Raw genomic sequence first — 19,014 nt, forward strand, 5'->3', positions numbered from 1 at the left:
GACTAATGATCCAGTCAGCGACAGTCGGACCAATGGCCAAAACCGCTTATTTTCAGGATGCCGCCTTTCAACGGCACACCATGGGGCCTTTGCACCCCGAAAGCCCCATGCGACTCGAAGCCATCAGCAAACGGCTCGAACTCAGTGGAATACTCAAGGATCTACGGCAAGTGAAAGCAGTGGAAGCCAATGCCCACCAGCTCGAGCTTGCGCATAGCATTCATCATATACAGTATCTGCGAGACGTCTCACCAGCGTCGGGGGAGTTCCCTATCGATGGTGACACGACGATGATGCCGCATACGCTCGAAGCAGCCCTGCTCGCGGCGGGGTCGGCTACGCAGGCGGTCGACTGCGTATTTGGCAAGGGCGCGTCGTGGGGGGATCGTGGCATCAAGCGTGCTTTTTGCGCGGTGAGACCACCAGGCCACCATGCGGAGCGCGAACAGGCCATGGGTTTCTGCTATTTCAATAACGTGGCCATCGCGGCGCTGCATGCGCTGGAGACCTGCAAGATCAAACGTGTGGCGATTCTGGATTTCGATGTGCATAACGGCAACGGCACCATCGATATCTTCAAGGATGATCCACGCGTGATGGTATGCTCAAGCTTCGAGCACCCGCTCTATCCCTATAAGTATGTATCGGTAAACCGGGACAATATCATCTGTACGCCGCTCGAAGCGCACACGACCAGCCGCATGTTTCGTAGGGCGGTTGAGCGTAGCTGGCTGCATCGGCTACAGACTTTCAAGCCGGAGCTGATCATCATTTCAGCCGGTTTCGATGCCCATACACTGGACCCGCTGGCAAGCCTCAATCTGGAGACTGACGACTATCGATGGGTGACTGATATGATCGTGGATGTCGCGAGAGTGTATAGCGAGGGACGAATCGTATCGTGCCTCGAGGGCGGGTATCACCTCGAGGCACTGGCGGCGAGTGTGGAGGCCCACCTCACCGCACTGATGCAGTGAGCCTGACTAGACCAGCTGCTTTTCCAGTACTTCAGGACGGATGCCATCCCAGCCAGTCTTGATTTCACGAATCAGACCAGCCACTTCATCGAGTATCTCGATGTTGTTGCTGATATTGGCGTCGAGCAGGCGACGTTCGATGTACTCATACAGATCGTTCAGGCTGCTGGCAATCGAACCGCCACGCTCGAGGTCGAGAAAGCTGCGCAAGCCGCCGACGATTTCCATCGCTTTGCTGATCAGACGATTCTTGCCTTCGTAATTGCGCATCTGAATCTGCACTTTTGCCATGTTGATGCGCTCGAGTGCACCATCGAACAGGAGCTGGATAAGCCGGTGAGGATCTGCATCCACAACGCTGGTCTGTCTGTTCACGTTCTGATAAGCCATCAATGCATTCATAGTATTTACCCGATGTTCGTTACTGCTGGAAAAGTGTCTGGTTCAGTGCTGTCTGTTCAATTTAGTCGTTGGCACCAGGTGCCATGGCCTTGAGCTGTGCTGTCAGGAAATCGCCAGTGTTGTTCAATCGTGAGACCAGCGAGTCGGCTGCCGAGAACTGCTTCACCAGGCGCGCCGTCAGTGATTCGATGCGAAGATCGAGCTTCTGCCGGTCCTCCTTGATCTGCCCAATTTCAGTGTTGAAGCCTTCGATGGCTACTGACAGTGAGCCCCTGGCAGACAGCATGTTGTTGATACGATCGACCATCTGATCGCCAACGCCTTCGATATAGCTGACCTGGCCGCGATCGCCGATGGTGCCGCCGGTAATCTGAACGCGAAGACCGCTTGAGTCACCTTCGTCGGAACGAAGATACTGGCCTGTGCCCGTCGCCTTCTGGCCATTGATCGTGCCCTCGACGTCGAGGCCGGCAACGCCGGCGCCTACAGAGAGGCCAAGACTTGCCGCCGTGTTCACGCCCGTGGACATAATCGACACATTGGAGGTCTTGCCATAGACGGTCGAGCTGAGCAGAAGTTCACCGCCAGGGCCCAGTGAAGCCTTGGCCGCAACACCAGCACTTTGCAAACCGGCATTCGCATCGAGCTGCTTCTGAATTTCGCTGATCATTTCTGCCTGAGTATAAGTGCCCGCAGTCAGCGTGATCTCGCTTGAATTCTTGCCATCGACACTGATGCTGAACACGCCATTGTCGGCATCGATAACCGTAGAGGCTGCCAGTGGCGAAGCACCTGTGTATGCCCCCTTCGTCGCCATCTGTGTGACATTGATGCCATAGCTGCCGACTTTGGTATTGATGCTGCCACCAGAGTAAGTGACCGACGCATCAGTCGTCCTGCCCTGCTCGGAGAAGAGACCAGCAACATCCTCTGGATAGGCCGTCAGCTTCTCGCTGAACTTGCTGCTATTGAATTCGAGCAGACCGGTGGTGGCGTTGGTCGACACACCGATTTCGGCCAGTGACCGCACGTTGGCTTTCTCGAGGCCAGGCACCATGTTGCCGATGACGCTACGCATGTCTGCAGCGATGGAGCGAACCGCCGAGTTGCCCAGCAGCGAACCTTTCTCACCACTGCTGGCATTGAAGGCGGTCACTTCATTGATGATTTCTTTCAGCGCATTGTATTTGTCGACAAAGTCCTGCATCCGCTCGGTCGCTTTTTCGCTATCAGCGCGGATGGTCACGGTGGCCGGTGCGGTAGTGACGTCTGTCAGCTTCAATGTCGAGCCGGGGATAACGTCGTCGAAACTGTTGGTCGGACGCGTCAATGCCAGGCCGTTCACCCTGAACTCGGCATCCTGACCAGGCATGGTCTCGGTCATGTTCGGGTTGGTAGCATTGGAATTGAACTGTGACAGCCCGGCAGTGTCAGCGCTATTGCCATCACTGTCTGTCGCGGTAATCGTTACAGCATTGGCCAGTCCGGTCTCTTTCGAAGCGATAACGAGCTGATAGCCGGTACCATTGAACAACACAGAGGCGTTCGCACCACTATTTGAATCGTTGATAGCTTTTGCCAGTCCGTCCAGGGTATTGCTGCTGCTATCGATCGTGACATTGGTCAGCTTGTCGCCAACCTGTATCTGCAGCGTACCTGCACCTACGGGTGTTGTATCCTTGTCAGTGAATGAGGCAGATGCGAGCGACTGTGCGGTCGCCAGCTTGCTCACTTCGATCTGATAAGAGCCCGGCTTGGCTGCAGAACCCGCTGTCAGTGCGACTGCATCGGAAGTCGACTCGCCCACAGCAGCGCCGAAGGCATCCGCAGTAGCCAGCGTTCTGGCGCTGAGACGGAGGTCCGAGACTGCGCTCTTGATGCGACCGAAGTCGCTGAGCTGGGTTTCAGCTTTTTCAGTTTTGACATCGAGTCGTAATTCGGTGGGCTCACGCTCGGCAGACGCCAACTTGTCTATCAAATCACTGGTGAGTACACCAGATCCTATACCGACTGAAGAAATTGCCATTGTGCTACCCACTCAATTGCTATTGGTTAACTATCTCTGCTGCGCTTGCGGCGCCTTTCTGCGTTAGTGCTTTTTTTAGTTTTGGCGATCTTTTTTAGTATTTCTTGCTGCTAGGAACTGTATCGGCAAAAAGGGGCAAAACTTTGCCCCTTTTGTGTTACTGATCGTAAGATGACTCTTCCGCTTCAGTCTGTAGCCACACTGCCGGGGCCCCGCTCAGGCCTTATGGTTCCTGATGAGGCCGTCGGGCCGGTATGGTGTGCAGCGCTTTGGCTACATCAGATTCTGGCGTCGAGCAGTCTCATCGATTCGTTATTCTGCAAATTGCGCGCCAGCTCCAGAGCGAGATCATCTGGCAGCTGCCTGACGACTTCCTTGGTGTTGCGGTCGATGACGGTAATCACGGAATGGCCGGATTCTTCGTCGAAGGAAAATTCGAGGTCACGCTGCACTGACTGGACGTAGTCGTTCAATCGTGTCACTGCGCTTCTTAGCGGATTCTGCTCCTGCGCAGAGCTTGCAACTGCACTCTCGTCTGCCGGGCCCGCGACCTGCTCTATCGAAGCTGCGGCGGCTGATGCTGCTGCACTGATTTCAGTGACAACAGAGGGCACGGAGGCTCGCGCTGCGGTCGGTGTGGCGATCACGCCGTCACGTTGATTCACCTGTTGACCAGAACGCGCAAAAGCCGGCGCCGAACTGGCCCGACCTGTCTGTCCTGCATCAAATGCTGGTCTGTCACTCATACGTTACCTCACTGCCTCTATTCACAACTTCAAGCGGTAACTTGATTAGTACGTTCTGTGTTTGTAGCCGCGGCTCGCATGACCGCTTATACCTCGAAAGCACCCTCGCGGTTGCCCGCAGGGTGCTGTGGAAGTACTTGAGGGTTCCGCCAACCCTGCCCTGAGGCAGAGAAGGCGTATCCCGTTGGGTTATTAGCCCAGGAGTGACAGAGCCTGCTGTGGACGGGCGTTGGCCTGGGCCAGGATGGAAATACCAGCCTGCTGCAGTACCTGAGTCCGTGACAGTTCAGCTGTCTCTTTCGCGAAGTCCGCATCCTTGATTCGTGAGTTGGCAGCTGAGAGGTTCTCGCTACGTGACTCAAGATTCGAGATGGTCGCTGTGAAGCGGTTTTGAATCGCACCCAGCTCAGCCCGCTTTGAAGAGATCGTCTGTACTGCGTTGTCTACAGCCTTGATCGCCTTGTTGGCACCTTCGACAGTCGAGATATCGATGTCTGACAGCTTGGTGCCGGATTCTGCGCCACCGAACTTGCCTACGCTGAGGCCAGCCTTGTCATTCGCGCCAGTTTGCGTACCGATTTCAAACTGACCAGCAGATTGTAGCGATACCGAACCAAATTGGGTTCCCGCAGTGATCGCTGCAGCGAAACCGCTGTCACCACCCGTGCCAGTAATGGTTATATTTCGGCCATCGGCAGCAACCAATGAAAGTTTGTCGCCTTCCAGAGCTTCCGCCGTAACCCCAGTCTGGCCTGACTTTGCGTTGATCGCATCGATAAGCGAAGTCTGGTTTGCACCCTGATCGCTAGCTACCGTTGAACCAGTAATAGCTGTACCGTTGATGCTGAAGGCCATCGCTCCACCAGTAGTACCGATGGCTGCGCTGTTCACTGTGTTCACGTTCGCTTTAGCGGTAACGCCAGTCTGCTCAGAGATTCTGTTAATTGCAGCAGCTTTGGCTATGCCGCTTGACTCAGCCAGCAAGGTGGAAGATGTATCGTCCGAAGCCTTGGAGACGCCTACACTGACTCCGTTGATAGTGACGTCGCCAGCAGCAAGTGCACCAGTAGCGACGTTGTCGCCAACAACTCCACCTTGTGAACCGCTGAAAGTACCGACTTCAAAACCGGCGTTGTCGATATCGCCTGTTGTAGTGCTCAGCTTAATATCGCTACCGTCATTGCTCTGCAGTGTATAGTCGCCTACGAAAGTAGTTGCCGTGGTGCCTGCAGCGGCAAGACCGAAAGTGTTCGCGTCTGATGATGCAGCAGTGAGCTGGATATTTCGACCATCTTCAGCCGTCAAGTCGATGCGCGCACCGCCGTCAGTTTTGACGACTGCGGCTGAAACTCCAGTCGCTCCAGTTTTAGCATTGAGCGCATCGGCAACACCGGCTAGGTCAACTTCAGCATCACCGGTACCAGATTTGGTGAGCGCTATAGCTACACCATTTACTGTCACGTTAATCGCAGTGCCTATTGCAGCCGCGCTGTTCGCAACTGTGGTACCTTCTACCGTATTCGCATTTGCAGTCGCAGTGACTCCCGTCTGGGCGGAAACAGCATTGATAGCAGCCGCTTTTGATATAGCACTTGAAGACTGTTTCGCTGTTGAAGCTGTATCTGACGCTGCTGCGCTCGCTGCAATTGCGACTCCGTTGATAACCAGGTCGCCAGCAACCAACGCATCATCTCCGGTAGTCAGGCCGGTCTTGCTCACATTGGAGGACAGACCGGCGGTGAGCGCAGTACCCAGTGAATCCTGGTCAAGCTTACCAATGCTGACCTTTACAGTGTCACCAACGTTGGCACCAGTCTGGAACTGCGCGCTTGAGAAAGAGCCGTCGAGCAGGTTCTTGCCGTTGAACGAAGTGGTCTTCGCAACGTTTTCAATTTCCGAGACCAGCTGGCTGACTTCTTCCTGAAGGGCCTGACGGTCAATGGCAGAGTTCGTGTCGTTAGCTGACTGCAGTGACAGTTCACGAATACGCTGGAGTGAAGTGTTGATGGAGTCCATCGCGCCTTCAGCTGTTTGCGCCAGAGAGATACCGTCGCCTGCGTTACGGATGGCAACGTTGGTACCACGGATCTGTGAATCAAAACGGGTGGAGATGGCCAGACCAGCAGCGTCGTCTTTGGCGCTGTTGATACGCAGACCTGATGACAGACGCTGAAGAGCTGTATCAGAAGCACGCTGTGTCTGGTTCAGGTTACGCTGAGCGTTCAGCGAGGCAATGTTGGTGTTGACGATTGAAGGCATAATATTCTCCGTTACTTCTACTACGAGTTGCAGGTCACCTGCTTGTGTGTTCAGACCGAACCAAGACTGAATCTTGTATGCTTGTCTGTTGAATAGGTTATCGGTGCGGCGAAAACTTTCTTTATGGTGTTTTTGAGAGTGTTGTGTAAAACAATGTAAGCCTTTCGGATGATGTCGCTGTCTTGCCGCTTCGTCCCTTCATCTATGGCTTCTATCGGCAGAAAAGCGGCAAGACTTGAGCGCCAGTTCCGCCAACTGCTTCATATATCCCACCCTCCCCTTGCCGCTTTTTTGACGCCAGCGAACGCCACATTCCCTTAACCCTCTCCAGGAATAAGTTTACTTTCAGTGACTTGCCGCACGCCCCAGGACATGCCGATAGAGTTGGCATCATCTGTGCTTTACCCCTTCCCAACAGGCCTCCTTTGAGGTCACGGCTTAACGACCAGCGCTACAGAGCGTCAAAGGGGAACAACATGCCACAGATCATCAACACCAACTCGGCTTCCATCAACGCCCAGCGCAACCTGAACCAGTCGCAGAGTGGATTCCAGACTGCACTGGAAAGGCTGTCTTCTGGCTTGCGTATAAACAGTGCGAAAGACGACGCCGCTGGTCTGGCCATTTCAACCCGCTTCACCTCACAGGTTCGGGGTCTTGAAGTGGCCATTCGAAATTCAGGCGATGCCATCTCCCTGGCACAAACCGCTGAGGGTGCACTGGGTGCAATGACCGAAAACCTGCAGCGGATTCGTGAACTGGCACTGCAGTCGGCCAACGCCACCAACTCTTCAGTTGATCGCCAGGCACTGAATACAGAAGTGAATCAGCTGCTGGAAGAAATCGAGCGCGTGTCGACTCAGACCAACTTCAACGGCACCAACCTGCTCGACGGCACTTTCTCTGCAGTAACCTTTCAGATCGGTGCCAACGAAGGTGAATCTGTCAGTTTTGGTATTGACGGTGCCACAGTCGACAAGCTCGGTGCTGCCAACACAGACGGCATTTCATCCGAACCTGAAGCGGCTGCCATGCTGCCAGGCGACCTGAAGATAAATGGCTTTGCCATTGATGGCTCTGCGGCGAGTGATGACACGATTTCTCGATTTGATCAGGCGCAGAGTGCGATCGCTAAAGTAGCGGCTATTAACAAGTCAACCGAGCAGACGGGCGTCGAGGCTGTGGTCAACGGCACCTTCGTGGACGGTACTGCTTATCCGCCTGCGCCAGCCACTGCACCGGCGGATGCTGCCAGCGCTGTGACGATCAATGGCGTCGCTGTTGCGCTCGAAACCAGGGGCGCGCTGAGTGCCCAGGTCAACCTCGAAAACGTTGTCTCGGCGATTAACGAGAAAACAGGCCAGACTGGTGTCACAGCCGTGTTCAGTGGCAACCCCGCATTGGGCGTGCAGCTGACGGCGGCCGATGGCCGAAATATCACACTGGGAACAGCTGGCACGAATACTGATGATTTTGGCCTCGCGACTTCAAGCGCAGCGGTACCGCCAAGTGGCGGTACAACCTATGCCGGCACCTTCACACTTGTGTCAACAGACGGCTCGGCCATCGATGTAGATACCGATACCGGCAATATCGGCAACGCAGGCCTGACGGTCGGCAACTTCAGCGGCAATAATAGTGGCGCCGTCAGTGCTACTGTCGCAGAGGCGGCTTTCGCTGCGGGCGATCTGGTCATTAACGGCGTGCCAGTGGGCCCAACACAACCGAACTTCGATACGGCTTCTGATGTCAATCCATCCTTCAGCGCGATCGCCAAAGCCAAGGCAATTAACGAGCTCTCTGAACAAACCGGCGTAACCGCCACCGCAAATCCGACCGTACAGAACGGTGGTGCGATTACAGCTGGCGGCGCCCTCGCTGCGACCTTTTCATTGAATGGTGTGGCCTACGCGGTGTCCACAACGGCGACTGACACGGTCGCCGACATTCAGCGCGCGGTAGTCTCTGCCGTCAATAACAAGTCGGGACAAACTGGCATTCGCGCAGAAGCGTTCAATGACTCCTACCGGCTGCTGGCCGATGACGGCCGAAATATCAGCATTACGGCCCAGAATGGAGATGCGGCCACGATGGGCCTGCCAGCCGACGACACCTACTACAGCACACTGTCGCTGGAATCAGCTGGCCAGATCGAACTGGGCTCACTGACCGGCAACATTGCGAATAGCGGCTTTACCGCCGGCACCTTCGGCTCAAATGAACAAGGCGGCCTGGTTCGGGACCTCGACATATCAACAGTAGAAGGCGCCGTCAAAGCGCTGAACACCGTCGAAAATGCATTGAACACCATCAACTTCCAGCGCGCCAATCTGGGCGCCATCCAGAACCGATTCGAGTCCACCATAACGAATCAGCGAATCACTTCTGAAAACCTGGAAGTGGCGAACTCGAGAATCCGCGACGCAGATTTTGCTGCAGAGACAGCCAGGCTGTCCAAGGAGCAGGTGCTTCAGCAGGCGGGTCTTTCGATTCTGGCTCAGGCCAACGCCCAGCCACAGCAGGTGCTTCAGCTGCTACAGGGTTAATTTCTCAACTGATCAGACTAGCAGTACCAGTTAACGAGGTGTCGAATGTACGTTGAACAAGCCAGGTCAGAATCTACAGCCATGCCAGCCGCAAGCCAGGTGCTTGCGGCCAACCAGCACTACTCGGCGGGCAACCGTCCGGGCATCGATGCTGAGGTGAAGCGTGACTGCTTTGCCAGGGCTGAACAGTTGCTGGCCGATGTGCTGCGGCAGTCGCCCGAGCATTCGCAGGCCCTTGGCCTGCTGGGCAGAATCCGCCTGGACAATCGCCGCCTCGAACAGGCGCGTGAGCTCTTCACCAAAGCGGTCGAGCTGGCGCCGGAAGATCCGCAGCTGCTGTGCAACCTTGGCTACCTGGCACTTATCGAGCAGCGCTTCGGCGATGCAGAAGGTCATTTTCGTACGGCATTGAAGCTGGACAATCGCAACGCGTCGGCATTTCTGGGTATTGCACACGTGCTGGCTGGTCAGGAACGCTTCGACCAGGCCTACATGCACTATCGCAGAATGATCGAGCTCGGTTACGTGTGGCCCAGCATATTCGCTGGCATCACCCACTGCTGTGAACACCTCGCCATCGACCATTACAACACCATGATTGCCGACGACCTGCTATTCCTGCTTCAGCATGAGCAGATCACGCCGCAGCGCCTGGCCACCGTCGTCGCCGATATTCTTGAGCACAAATATGCAGCCTTACCAGCGGATACCGAGCTGCTCGAGGTCGCAAGAATCGATCAACTGCTACTGATAGCCTGCGATCGCATCCTGTTACCATCAACCGAACTCGAGACCCTGCTGGTCTATCTTCGAAGCCGGATATTCGAGGCTGTCTGCCAGAGCGGCACACTGGCCGACGATCACCAGCAGCTGGCGCTGGCGCTGGCCAGCTACCAGGTGCGCAGTGGCTGTCTACTCGAGACCAGCGAACAGGAACGCCTGCAACTCGACATCATTCATCAGCAAATCGCTCGTGCGGCTACTGCCGGATCGATTGCGAATGGCTCTATGGCTGAAGAGCTGGCCGGTGCGTGCATCGTTGTGTCGATGTTCGACATACTCTGGCGTCAGCCCTATTCACTGTTGCTGGCCGCGCTCGATGTGACTGACTGGCCATTGCAGTGCCGCGACCTGTTACAGCGCAGCTTCTACGATTTCATGACTGACGAGAACTTCAAGCAGCAGTTTGCCGAGAAGAAGTCTGAGCTGCTGCTCGCGGCGAACGATATTCCATTGCCCTACCCGACCTGGCAATCACTGCCGGTGCAGGACGAAGGCTTGCTGACTGAAGCCCTACAGCACCGTTTCGATGTCGATCTCAAGACTGACACTGTGATGGTGGCCATTATCGGTGCCGCAGCCGATCCGCAGACGCTGGCCTTTGCCAAGAGCTTTACCGACAGCACTGTGCTCGTCGTGGACTTCGATCTGTGCGATCTCGCCTATGGTGCCCGGAAGGCGCAAGAGCATGGGCTGGACAATATCGTATTCTGGCCGCTGTCGATGTTCAGCCAGTATATCGAAGACGGACATCGCTTCGACTTTCTGCGGATAGATCAGTGGTCTGCCAACACCGAAACTAACGAAATTTTACTCGGCTTGTTGCGTGATGCCCTGCGTACCGAAGGGGTGCTCAATATCAGGCTGAATCATGCGCATGACGCCTTGAATGCCTTCGGTGCTGATCACTCGACGGGGCATGCGATCTGGCAGGAAGAATCTCCCGGCCACAATACTCTGCAACAGATTCGCGCAGGTTATCTGGCTGCCATTGCGCAGGGCGACTGTCAGGCACTGGCGCGGACACCCGAATTCTACAGCCTGCACGGCTTCAGAAAGCTGCTGAGCGCACGGGCTGTGGCGGAAGATCTGCCACGCCTGCTCGGGGCGCTAGCCAACGAAGTACAGTGGAAAACGCTGGAAGCCCAGAATATACAGGGACACTCGACCCATCGACGCAACAGTGCCCAGGCCTGGCAGCGAATGACGCATCTCGAATGGGATGCGCAGACTGGCTCGAGCTGGTATTTCAGGAAGCGCTAGGCGATGTGTCGGTCGCTGCAGCCTGCCAACGCTGCAGCGCCGGCCATTCATCAATATCCTCTAGGGGCGGCAGTTCTGCCCAGCGAACGCCTGCCTGACTCAGACGCTCACGGGTCGCAGCCATCAACTCCGGTGTGCTCCACGGCATGCCGCCAAACACATCGCAACCCGATGTCATAAAATGCCTGTTCACGCCAATCAGTACATAGCCGCCATCCAGCGCGGGCACCAAGGCACAATCTACTTCATCAAGAGCGGCTTCAGCTGCAGCGAGTACCTGCTCATCCAGATAGGGGCAGTCACTGCCCACGATGATCAGACGGTCACCAGCTCTACGTTCCGAACTGAAATGCTGACCCATGACCAGCCCCATTCGGTCACCAATCGATCCCGCGCCCTGTTTGCCATCCACCAGCCAGCCACGCTCTTCCACCGTACGCGAACCGTTCGCGCTGGGCGCATCCCAGTCGATACGAACATGTCTGTGCGGCGCCGCTCGGGCATAGCGACGGGCATGATCAATCTGAAGCTGCAGTAACTGTTGATAGATCGCCAGGGCCTCGACCGGCCCCGTGTCTGCGGCAAGTCGGGTTTTGACAGCGCCAAGCTTTGGTCGCTTGGCGAGAATGACCAGTTGGGTGGATGATTCAGCGGGCATAGCGGCGCGCGAGCGTTTCAGGTGAAGCGCCAAAGAAATACGCCAGACGTAGCCGCCACATCAACAGAATGGTTCGCCAGACACCATGCTCCTCCCATCGACGGCTCGAGGTGTGCGCGATCAGTGGCAGACGTTTTGGCCAGGCAAGGCGTCGAAGCCGCTTGCTGATAGCAACGTCTTCCATCAAGGGGATGGCGTCGTAGCCTCCGAGGTGTTCAAAGACCTCGCGCCTGATCACGAGTACCTGATCGCCTGTGCAGACGCCACTGATTCTGGATCGCCATTCCATCATGGTTTCGATCACCCGGAAGATCCGGCGGCTTCCAGAGAGCTGAACGCGACACCGACCCCAGCTTGCCCCTGTGCGGGCGAAGAGGTCGAGTTCATGCAGGTTCCCGGTCAGTTCGGTATCAGCATGCAGGAATACCAGCAGCTCGCCTCGGGCGGCAGCGGCCCCCAAGTTCATCTGTCGGCTACGCCCCCGATGCTCTGGCGGCGCCACGATGACCTGACTGGAAAATTCAGCTGCCAGTGCTCTGGTTTGATCACGACTCGCGGCATCTACGGTGATGATTTCGAACCGCTCCTCTGGCCAGGCCTGCCTGATGGCATTGAGACTGCGACCTGGCCGCCCCCTGAAAGCCGCTTCCTCATTCAGTGTCGGCACGATGAGGGAGATCAATTCGAGCCTACTGCCAATGGATGATCGGCTCACCATTGCGGGCTCTGAGAATCTGCAGGTCTATCTGACGCAAACCCCGTGGCGGCTCAGACACCAAGCCGTTGGTATCTACCAGACGAACCATCTGCAGGCGCGCCGTGGCAGACATATTGTCACCTGCCATCTGAAAACGCTCACCTTCCACCTTGCTCGAAGCAAAGCTTTCGATAAGATAGTTCAAGTAGGTATGCCGACGCTCACTCAACAGCGCAATCCGATTGATCGACCCGGCATCAAGTGTCTCGAGCGAATTACGAAAGCGGCGAAGAATGGCTTCGACCTCAGCCCGCTGCAAGGGTGTCTGACTCAAATTAGGGCCCTGATAGGCAGCTTCGCCAACCTGCTCGGAGATCTCGGATGATTCCTGCTGCGTTCTGTCCTCGAGACGCTGAAGCTCCTCCTGGCGCCTCGTATCGATATCCTGCTCCGGGGCAATCACGCCATCAGGCGCCGTCACAGTCTCCGGCTCGGATCCACCCACTTCATCCACGGGAAAGCCGCTGTCGCGGTCGATACTGCCAGTATTGCCAGTGCCTAATGGCTGTTCAGGCTCAACCGGATCGCTGAACTGAATATTGTCAGGCAGCGCATTCTCTTCCTGCACCGGCGCTACTGGGGGCTCGGGTTCGATGAGACCAGCCTCGCGCTTGATGATCTCGACGCCTTCGGTGATGGAGATATCATTGACGAACATGATACCTACGCCAAGCGCCACAATCAGCAGCAGCGCACTGGCCACCACAGCAAGCCAGCCACCCTCTTCTTCACTATCACGCCGTACGCGACCGCGGCTGCGGGCAGCCTGATTGAAGCGTGAGGAGTTCTCAGACATCCGCTCGGCATAGAGATCCTCATCGCTGCCATGATCATCTTCGGCGAAAAAGCCCTGATCGTGGTCAGCGTATCGAGGGGCTGGCGGTGGTGAGGGACGTGACTGTTGCTGAGGTGCCGGTTTTCGGGCCGCAGGCTGCTGCGCGGTTTTTTTCGGGCCAGGCTGGTGTGTCGCAGGCTTCTGCGAAGTCGGCTTTTTCTGCGCAGCACTGGCCGGGCTGACGCGCTCGCGCATCTGGGGCACACTCGGCAAGGCGTCGGCATGCCGCGCCTCATAGTCCTCATCATCGACTTCAGCAGCGGGCGTCGCTGCGGGCTTTCGCTTGACAGGTTGATCGGCCTGCCCGGCCGTCGAGCGTTTGACGACTGGGGGTGCTTCCGATCTGACAGGCTCAGCTGCCTGGGCAGGTGTATCGGCCGTAGAATCGGTGCTTTGGAGTGTGGGCGCTTCTGCCTCTGAGCTCAGTTCAGGTGTTGAAACGGCCTCCTCGTCCACACCTGCCGCATCCGCCGGCTCCTCGAGCACAGGGACAGGCCGCTTCGGTCGCGTGCCGGGAAGCTTGGTATTCGCCAGCGCCGAAGAGCCGAACAGGGCGCCTACCCATGGCTCGAGGTTCTGCGGGCGGTCGTAATGAAAGTAGGTCAGCCCCTTGTCGATGAGGCGCAGGAATTTGCCTTCGAAGCGGCCGTCGGCTGAATTGGCCAGCCAGAGCAGCGGATCGATCTCCTTGTCGTAGGGTTCACCGCTGGCGACACGATCCTTGGCGCCCACCGCGGTATGCCCGGCTACGCACAGGTACATCACACCCGCGACACTATAGATATCGGTCCATGGGCCCTGCCGTCTCAGATCGACCGAAAATTGCTCGATCGGTGCGAAATCAGGATCGAGCTGTGCGTTGGACATGGGAACACGGCGGTCGTCGAACGGATCTGCAGACTCGGTGTCCGGCAATTCCTCGATCGGCAGCAGACGCCACTGACCACTGCTCTCGCGATAAATGGTATCGGGATTGACCGCGCGATGGACCAGACCGCGCTGATGCAGGAGGGCGAGCTGTTTGAGGACGGGCAGGAATATCCTGCGCATCTCCGTAACATCCAGCGTCTTGCTCGACACGAAATCGCGAAGCGTGAATAAAGTGTCGGACTGTTCGTTAATAAAACTCTCCCGGCTTACGCCCACCATCTACAAGGTCTTGCAGGCAGTCTATACATGCCCACCCATCATGTCAGTTCCAAGGTTAACTCTGAAAAGCTACATTCTAGAGAAGCCGACATCACCAAGGCAATTAATCTCCTCTCATGGTACAGCCTTTGCTGGGTTGATCGTAGTACGCGGTTGCCGTCGCGCGCGCAACGATCGATTCGCCAAAAGACGACGTACCTGCTGAATCAGGACTTCCGGACCAAAAAAGGAAAGCATGCATGACAAGAACATTGATGACCGTCGCACTGACTACAGCAATCCTGGCACCCATGGCTCAGGCCGAGATCGAGATCGACAGGATCGAAGACGCCCTCAAAGCCGCTGAAGACTATGGCTTCAAACACTATACCGAGATCGAGTTCGAAGACAGCGGCAATATCGAAATCGAGGGCTGGGTCGATGACAGCACCGAGGCCGAAGTTGATCTATCTGCCGAAGGCAAAGTGAGCAATGAGGACCGGAAGAACAGTGACGGTGGACCGACCGGAGCAACAATTGAAGATATCCGCCAGGCTATCGACACTGCGAAGGCGCAAGGCATGACCAAGGTTGAAGACATCACTAGCGAAAAGGCGGGTGAGGTCGAAATCGAAGGTGAAAAAAGTGACGGCGAGGATCTGGAACTCAATCTCGTTACCGCTCAGCGGAAATGATCTGTTTCGGGGCAGCACTCCGATGAGTACTGCCCCTGGAAGCAAGGGCCGCCTGAACGTTGGCGAGCCTGTCCCAGCAGGGGCTAAACGCCTGCTGCGTTCTGGACCTGCCGCTCCAGTTCGGCCGCTAGCGCGGGCTCAAGCTTCAGCGCTGAAGCCAGCTGGGTAAGCCAGGCTCGCTCCATCGGGTTCTGCTCATCCACCATCGCGACACTGACCACATAAATTTCCCGTGCGGCCTGTGGCGAATCGGCTTCCCGCGCCAGTAATTCTGCATCGAGCGGCGCTTCGAATTGTCGCTGAACCCAGGCATGCAGCTCGGCATCCGCACCCAGTTTCTCGATTTCCTGACCCAGCTGCGCCCGCTCGTTGGCGTCAATATGACCGTCTGCCCGAGCCGCCATGATCATGGCCTGCAGAATTTCCTGACCACGTCTTTCCTGCGCAACACCCTGAAGGTTTTCCCAGGGCTCGCCCTGCTGCGGCGAGCCTGCGCCTTGAGCACCCTGGCCAGTCGCCTCACTGGACTGATAGTTCTGGTAAGCCTTCCAGGCAAGCGCGCCGACTCCAGCGAGGGCGCCGTATTTCAAGGCCTTGCCGCCCATGCTACGGCCACGCTTGGAGCCGAACAACATGCCCAGCGCACCACCGCCAAGAATGCTCTTCATATCAATACCGCTGGAGCTTTGACCACGACTCTGATTGCTGCCCCCACCAAACTGTGAAGCAAGACCGCCGACAATCTTGCCAAGGTCGAAGTCCCCGACACTGTTCTGGTGGCGGTCCTGGCCGTGGCCCTGTTTGTTGTAGCTGCCCTGTGACTGCGCTTTTGAAGCCTGCTTCATGAGCTGGCCAAGAATCATCTTTGCATTCATACCGCATTCCTTGTGGGTTGTACCATGACTCATGATACGTGCCGGGCGTGCAGTGAAGATAATTAACACGTGTCCACGTGGCGGTGGCGGTGGCGTCCTGCCAGAGGTTATCCGCACCGTGCAGATAGTGGGAGGATCAGAAAGATCCCTTCGACCGAATGCTTATCTCACAGGCGCAAGCCGCGGGTCTCTATCTACTGACTAGCGACGCCGTGTTTTCGCAGTATGCGGTTCGTCTGATCGACGCAAAAAACTAAATCACACTTTGGCGGACGACATCCTCTGTCAGAACATGAATGCTCAGGCGTCTGCCGCTACCGGTGTCTTCACCTTTTTCGAGCGTGGCTTCAAGGCGTAGTCGTTCAGACCGCTGAGGTGGATGTGTCCAAGATAATGTGTCCAGTCAATATCAGCAGTAGATACCGGAAAGGCAGCTCGATCTGCGGCACTTAGTCTGGCTGCCAGGGACAGCAGCTCGCTGTTGTCGAAGGTGTAGCGCTGCGTCGTGTAAAAGGCGAAGACTACAGCCAGTCTCACGGTCGTCTCCATCTTCATCAATGTTCGCTTGCTGGTGCTCAGGCCGAGTGACTTGCGCAGACGGTAGCTCCAGCGTTGATAATTCAGGCCGCCGCCAGTAATGAGTTTGAAAACGGGCGCGGGCACCATGACAAAGGCTTTCTGCGGCTGTCGCGGAAACAGCCTGTCCAGCCCGGAGCCTGGTGTCGTCGCCGCTTTGCGCACCAGTCGAATCAGCGTCTTCATCGTGACCGGGTTCTCAGCACTACTGCCACACTGGTAGAACCGATGCTGGCATGGTGCGGTGAGTGCCTCTGCGGCACTGATGAGTATGCTGTTCGCCACATAATCGACAGGAATGATGTCGATCGCCGCCGAAGGCCTGCCCGGGAACAGCATGACGTGCTCTCTGGCGTAGGCCATGATGACGGCATCAGCCACCTTCACGCCCTCTATCCAGCCGGGGGTCGGATCTTTCAATACGCTTTCGATGATGGAGGGACGTAGCACGGTCAACGCCCTGCCCTGCAAGGCATTGAGCAGACGCTGTTCGCCGAGCCATTTGGTAAAGGTGTAGGTGTCGTTCCAGCCAAAGGTATTGGCGATCTCAAGACCGAGATCCACCAGGGCGGTCTGACGCTCCTCGATACCACTGATGCTCGCATAGATCACAGAAATTCTGCTTTGCAATGTCGCGACGACGGCATCTGTATCCACGTAACCGGTGCTCGTCAGCGGCAGCTTGCCACGCAAGGCGACAACATTGGCTTCACTGCAAAAGCCGGTATGGTGGCCGTGGACGTAGCAGGTCGACACGTGGATCAGCGGACAGTGCGGTGTGAACTTGGAAAAATCTATCAGGCTGTCGAGCGCCAATGTGTTGGTGTTCAGAGCGTCATCGAGCGGCTCACGAAAATCGACACTAGCCGCTGCATTGATGATGAGGTCGAGGGAAAAAGCGGTAGCTGCGAAGGTGTCCTGATCGAGACCGAAGCGCGGCTGTGTCAGGTGCCCCTCGAGACAGTGCAGTTTCTTCAGGCAATTATCCAGAAAGACATCGCCCTGCTCTGCTCTGAGTTTGTCGAATAATGAGGACTGCAAGACCTCATGGTAGAGCCGGTCTTCTGCTGAGGGGAAGCGTCGGTTGCCTCGCATGAGCAGGAGAATGCGACCATTGCCACCGATGCCACGCAGCAGTTTCTCCAGTACAACCTTGCCGACGAACCCGCTGGCACCCGTCAGAAGAATCGTCTTGTCCCGCAGGGTCTCAAGGCTTACTGAAGATTCAAAGGCTTCTGGCACTTTCATTAGTCCGGCACTCCCTTGCTTTACGATGAGTTCCTGCGCTGCCCTGATGTCGGCTGAACAGCAAGCCGACAGCCAGTTCTGCAGCAGTGGTGTTCGGTTACGCGGCTTCCGTACGTGCCAGCAGATTCATGACATCCTGCACGTTGGTAATCTTCTCAGCTTCCTTGTCTTCGATTTCGAAGCCGAACTCCTCTTCCAGCGCCATGACCAACTCGACGGTGTCGAGGGAGTCCGCGCCGAGGTCTTCGACGAATGTAGCCGTTGGGACGACGCGTTCCTTATCGACGCCCAATTGATCAGCGACGATGGCAATGACACGCTCTTGTTGCGTAGACATGGTAGTGCTCCTTTCTTCCAGTTGTTGACTTGATTGATGTGGCTTGAAATTTGCCCGTTTCAAACGGGTAGAACCGTCATTACATATACAGGCCACCGTTGACGTGGAGGACCTGCCCGGTGATGTAGCGTGCCGAATCTCCGGCGAGGAAGGTGACGCAGGCGGCGATATCTTCAGGAGCCCCCATGGTCCCAAGCGGGATCTTCGCCAGTAGTGCTGCCTTGGCTTCTGCTGAGAGCTCTTCAGTCATATCGGTGGCAATAAACCCTGGTGCAACGGCGTTGACCGTAATGTGCTTTCGAGCCAGTTCGAGCGCCAGACTGCGGGTCATGGCTTCAAGGGCTGCCTTGGATGCAGCGTAGTTACACTGGCCGGCATTGCCGCTGCTGGCCACTACGGAGCTGATGTTGATGATGCGCCCCTGCTTCTTTCGCAACATTGGTCGCAGCAGTGACTGCGTCAGCCTGAAGGTACCGTTGAGGTTGGTGTCGATCACCCGACTCCACTGGAAGGGCTTCATGGCCAGTGCAAGCTGGTCATCGGTCACGCCGGCGTTATTGACGAGCACATCCACTGGTATCGATTGCTGTTTCAAATTCTCGACCAGTGCGGGCACGCTCGCTTCTGCTTTCAGATCCAGCAGCATGGCCTGACCTATGCCACCATTTTCATCGATAGTTTGCGCGATCTTCTCAAGCCCGGCTTGTGAAGTTGCTGTACCAATGACGTAGGCATCCATGGCACAGAACTGCTGCAATATCGCTTTACCAATCCCTCTGCTGGCGCCGGTAATGAGTACCACGGTGCGCTTGGCCTGGCTCGCGCCGGAAGCCTTGTCGTCTCGTTCATTCGATAGATCCATTATTTCATTTCTCCCTGTGACATCGATGGCTGCCCTCAGGCAGC

Annotated in this window: 15 protein-coding genes; 4 read left to right on the forward strand and 11 right to left on the reverse strand. The window is 56.5% G+C overall.

Annotated features, from left to right (window positions below):
* Window positions 1–32: 32 nt before the first annotated feature.
* Window positions 33–977 (forward strand): histone deacetylase family protein, encoded by a 945-nt coding sequence (locus tag ABD735_RS05495; RefSeq protein WP_344804136.1) that lies wholly within the window; start codon window positions 33–35, stop codon window positions 975–977.
* Between the two features lie 6 nt (window positions 978–983).
* Here the strand turns inward: ABD735_RS05495 and fliS are convergent, their stop codons facing one another.
* The 4 genes from fliS to ABD735_RS05515 all read right to left on the reverse strand — a co-directional run bounded on the left by fliS (window position 984) and on the right by ABD735_RS05515 (window position 6,410).
* Window positions 984–1,379: a flagellar export chaperone FliS gene (fliS, locus tag ABD735_RS05500; RefSeq protein WP_344804138.1), complete on the reverse strand. Its 396-nt coding sequence runs from the start codon at window positions 1,377–1,379 to the stop codon at window positions 984–986.
* A 61-nt stretch (window positions 1,380–1,440) separates the two neighbouring features.
* Complete coding sequence (gene fliD, locus ABD735_RS05505) at window positions 1,441–3,405, reverse strand: flagellar filament capping protein FliD (protein WP_344804140.1); 1,965 nt, start codon at window positions 3,403–3,405, stop codon at window positions 1,441–1,443.
* 278 nt (window positions 3,406–3,683) lie between these two features.
* Window positions 3,684–4,151 carry a flagellar protein FlaG gene (locus ABD735_RS05510; RefSeq protein WP_344804142.1) on the reverse strand — a complete coding sequence of 156 codons (468 nt, stop codon included), beginning with the start codon at window positions 4,149–4,151 and terminating at the stop codon, window positions 3,684–3,686.
* A 192-nt stretch (window positions 4,152–4,343) separates the two neighbouring features.
* Window positions 4,344–6,410, reverse strand: coding sequence for a flagellin N-terminal helical domain-containing protein (locus ABD735_RS05515; RefSeq protein ID WP_344804144.1), 2,067 nt, complete (start codon window positions 6,408–6,410; stop codon window positions 4,344–4,346).
* Between the two features lie 476 nt (window positions 6,411–6,886).
* On the opposite strand from ABD735_RS05515, the gene ABD735_RS05520 reads away from it, so the two are divergent.
* Both ABD735_RS05520 and ABD735_RS05525 read left to right on the forward strand, forming a co-directional pair.
* Window positions 6,887–8,956 carry a flagellin N-terminal helical domain-containing protein gene (locus ABD735_RS05520; RefSeq protein ID WP_344804146.1) on the forward strand — a complete coding sequence of 690 codons (2,070 nt, stop codon included), beginning with the start codon at window positions 6,887–6,889 and terminating at the stop codon, window positions 8,954–8,956.
* A gap of 81 nt (window positions 8,957–9,037) precedes the next feature.
* Complete coding sequence (locus ABD735_RS05525) at window positions 9,038–10,999, forward strand: tetratricopeptide repeat protein (protein WP_344804148.1); 1,962 nt, start codon at window positions 9,038–9,040, stop codon at window positions 10,997–10,999.
* Here ABD735_RS05525 and ABD735_RS05530 read toward each other — a convergent pair.
* The 3 genes from ABD735_RS05530 to ABD735_RS05540 are packed head-to-tail and all read right to left on the reverse strand — an operon-like array spanning window position 10,986 to window position 14,398.
* Window positions 10,986–11,657, reverse strand: a complete 672-nt coding sequence (locus ABD735_RS05530; RefSeq protein WP_344804150.1) for a TIGR04282 family arsenosugar biosynthesis glycosyltransferase — start codon at window positions 11,655–11,657, stop codon at window positions 10,986–10,988. The two genes, ABD735_RS05525 and ABD735_RS05530, sit on opposite strands and share 14 nt — an antisense overlap.
* Window positions 11,647–12,375 carry a TIGR04283 family arsenosugar biosynthesis glycosyltransferase gene (locus ABD735_RS05535; protein ID WP_344804152.1) on the reverse strand — a complete coding sequence of 243 codons (729 nt, stop codon included), beginning with the start codon at window positions 12,373–12,375 and terminating at the stop codon, window positions 11,647–11,649. Before ABD735_RS05535 ends, ABD735_RS05530 begins: the two co-directional genes overlap by 11 nt.
* Window positions 12,347–14,398, reverse strand: coding sequence for a serine/threonine-protein kinase (locus ABD735_RS05540; RefSeq protein ID WP_344804154.1), 2,052 nt, complete (start codon window positions 14,396–14,398; stop codon window positions 12,347–12,349). The genes ABD735_RS05535 and ABD735_RS05540 overlap by 29 nt, the downstream gene beginning before the upstream one ends.
* A 239-nt stretch (window positions 14,399–14,637) precedes the next feature.
* Between ABD735_RS05540 and ABD735_RS05545 the strand changes: the two genes are divergently transcribed.
* Entirely contained in the window at window positions 14,638–15,072 is a 435-nt protein-coding gene (locus tag ABD735_RS05545) for a PepSY domain-containing protein (protein ID WP_344804156.1), read from the forward strand.
* 83 nt (window positions 15,073–15,155) lie between these two features.
* On the opposite strand, the gene ABD735_RS05550 is transcribed toward ABD735_RS05545, so the two are convergent.
* The 4 genes from ABD735_RS05550 to fabG all read right to left on the reverse strand — a co-directional run bounded on the left by ABD735_RS05550 (window position 15,156) and on the right by fabG (window position 18,970).
* Window positions 15,156–15,947 carry a tellurite resistance TerB family protein gene (locus ABD735_RS05550; protein WP_344804158.1) on the reverse strand — a complete coding sequence of 264 codons (792 nt, stop codon included), beginning with the start codon at window positions 15,945–15,947 and terminating at the stop codon, window positions 15,156–15,158.
* Window positions 15,948–16,247: 300 nt separating this feature from the next.
* Window positions 16,248–17,771 (reverse strand): fatty acyl-CoA reductase, encoded by a 1,524-nt coding sequence (locus ABD735_RS05555; protein WP_344804160.1) that lies wholly within the window; start codon window positions 17,769–17,771, stop codon window positions 16,248–16,250.
* Window positions 17,772–17,868: 97 nt separating this feature from the next.
* A complete protein-coding gene (acpP, locus tag ABD735_RS05560; RefSeq protein WP_344804162.1) occupies window positions 17,869–18,108 on the reverse strand; it encodes an acyl carrier protein in 240 nt (79 codons plus the stop codon).
* Window positions 18,109–18,187: 79 nt separating this feature from the next.
* The gene (gene fabG, locus ABD735_RS05565) at window positions 18,188–18,970 is read right to left on the reverse strand and encodes a 3-oxoacyl-[acyl-carrier-protein] reductase (protein WP_344804164.1); all 783 of its coding nucleotides are present in this window, start codon (window positions 18,968–18,970) and stop codon (window positions 18,188–18,190) included.
* Between the last annotated feature and the right edge of the window lie 44 nt (window positions 18,971–19,014).

It is taken from the genome of Allohahella marinimesophila (genome assembly GCF_039538005.1).
Lineage (GTDB): Bacteria > Pseudomonadota > Gammaproteobacteria > Pseudomonadales > Oleiphilaceae > Allohahella > Allohahella marinimesophila.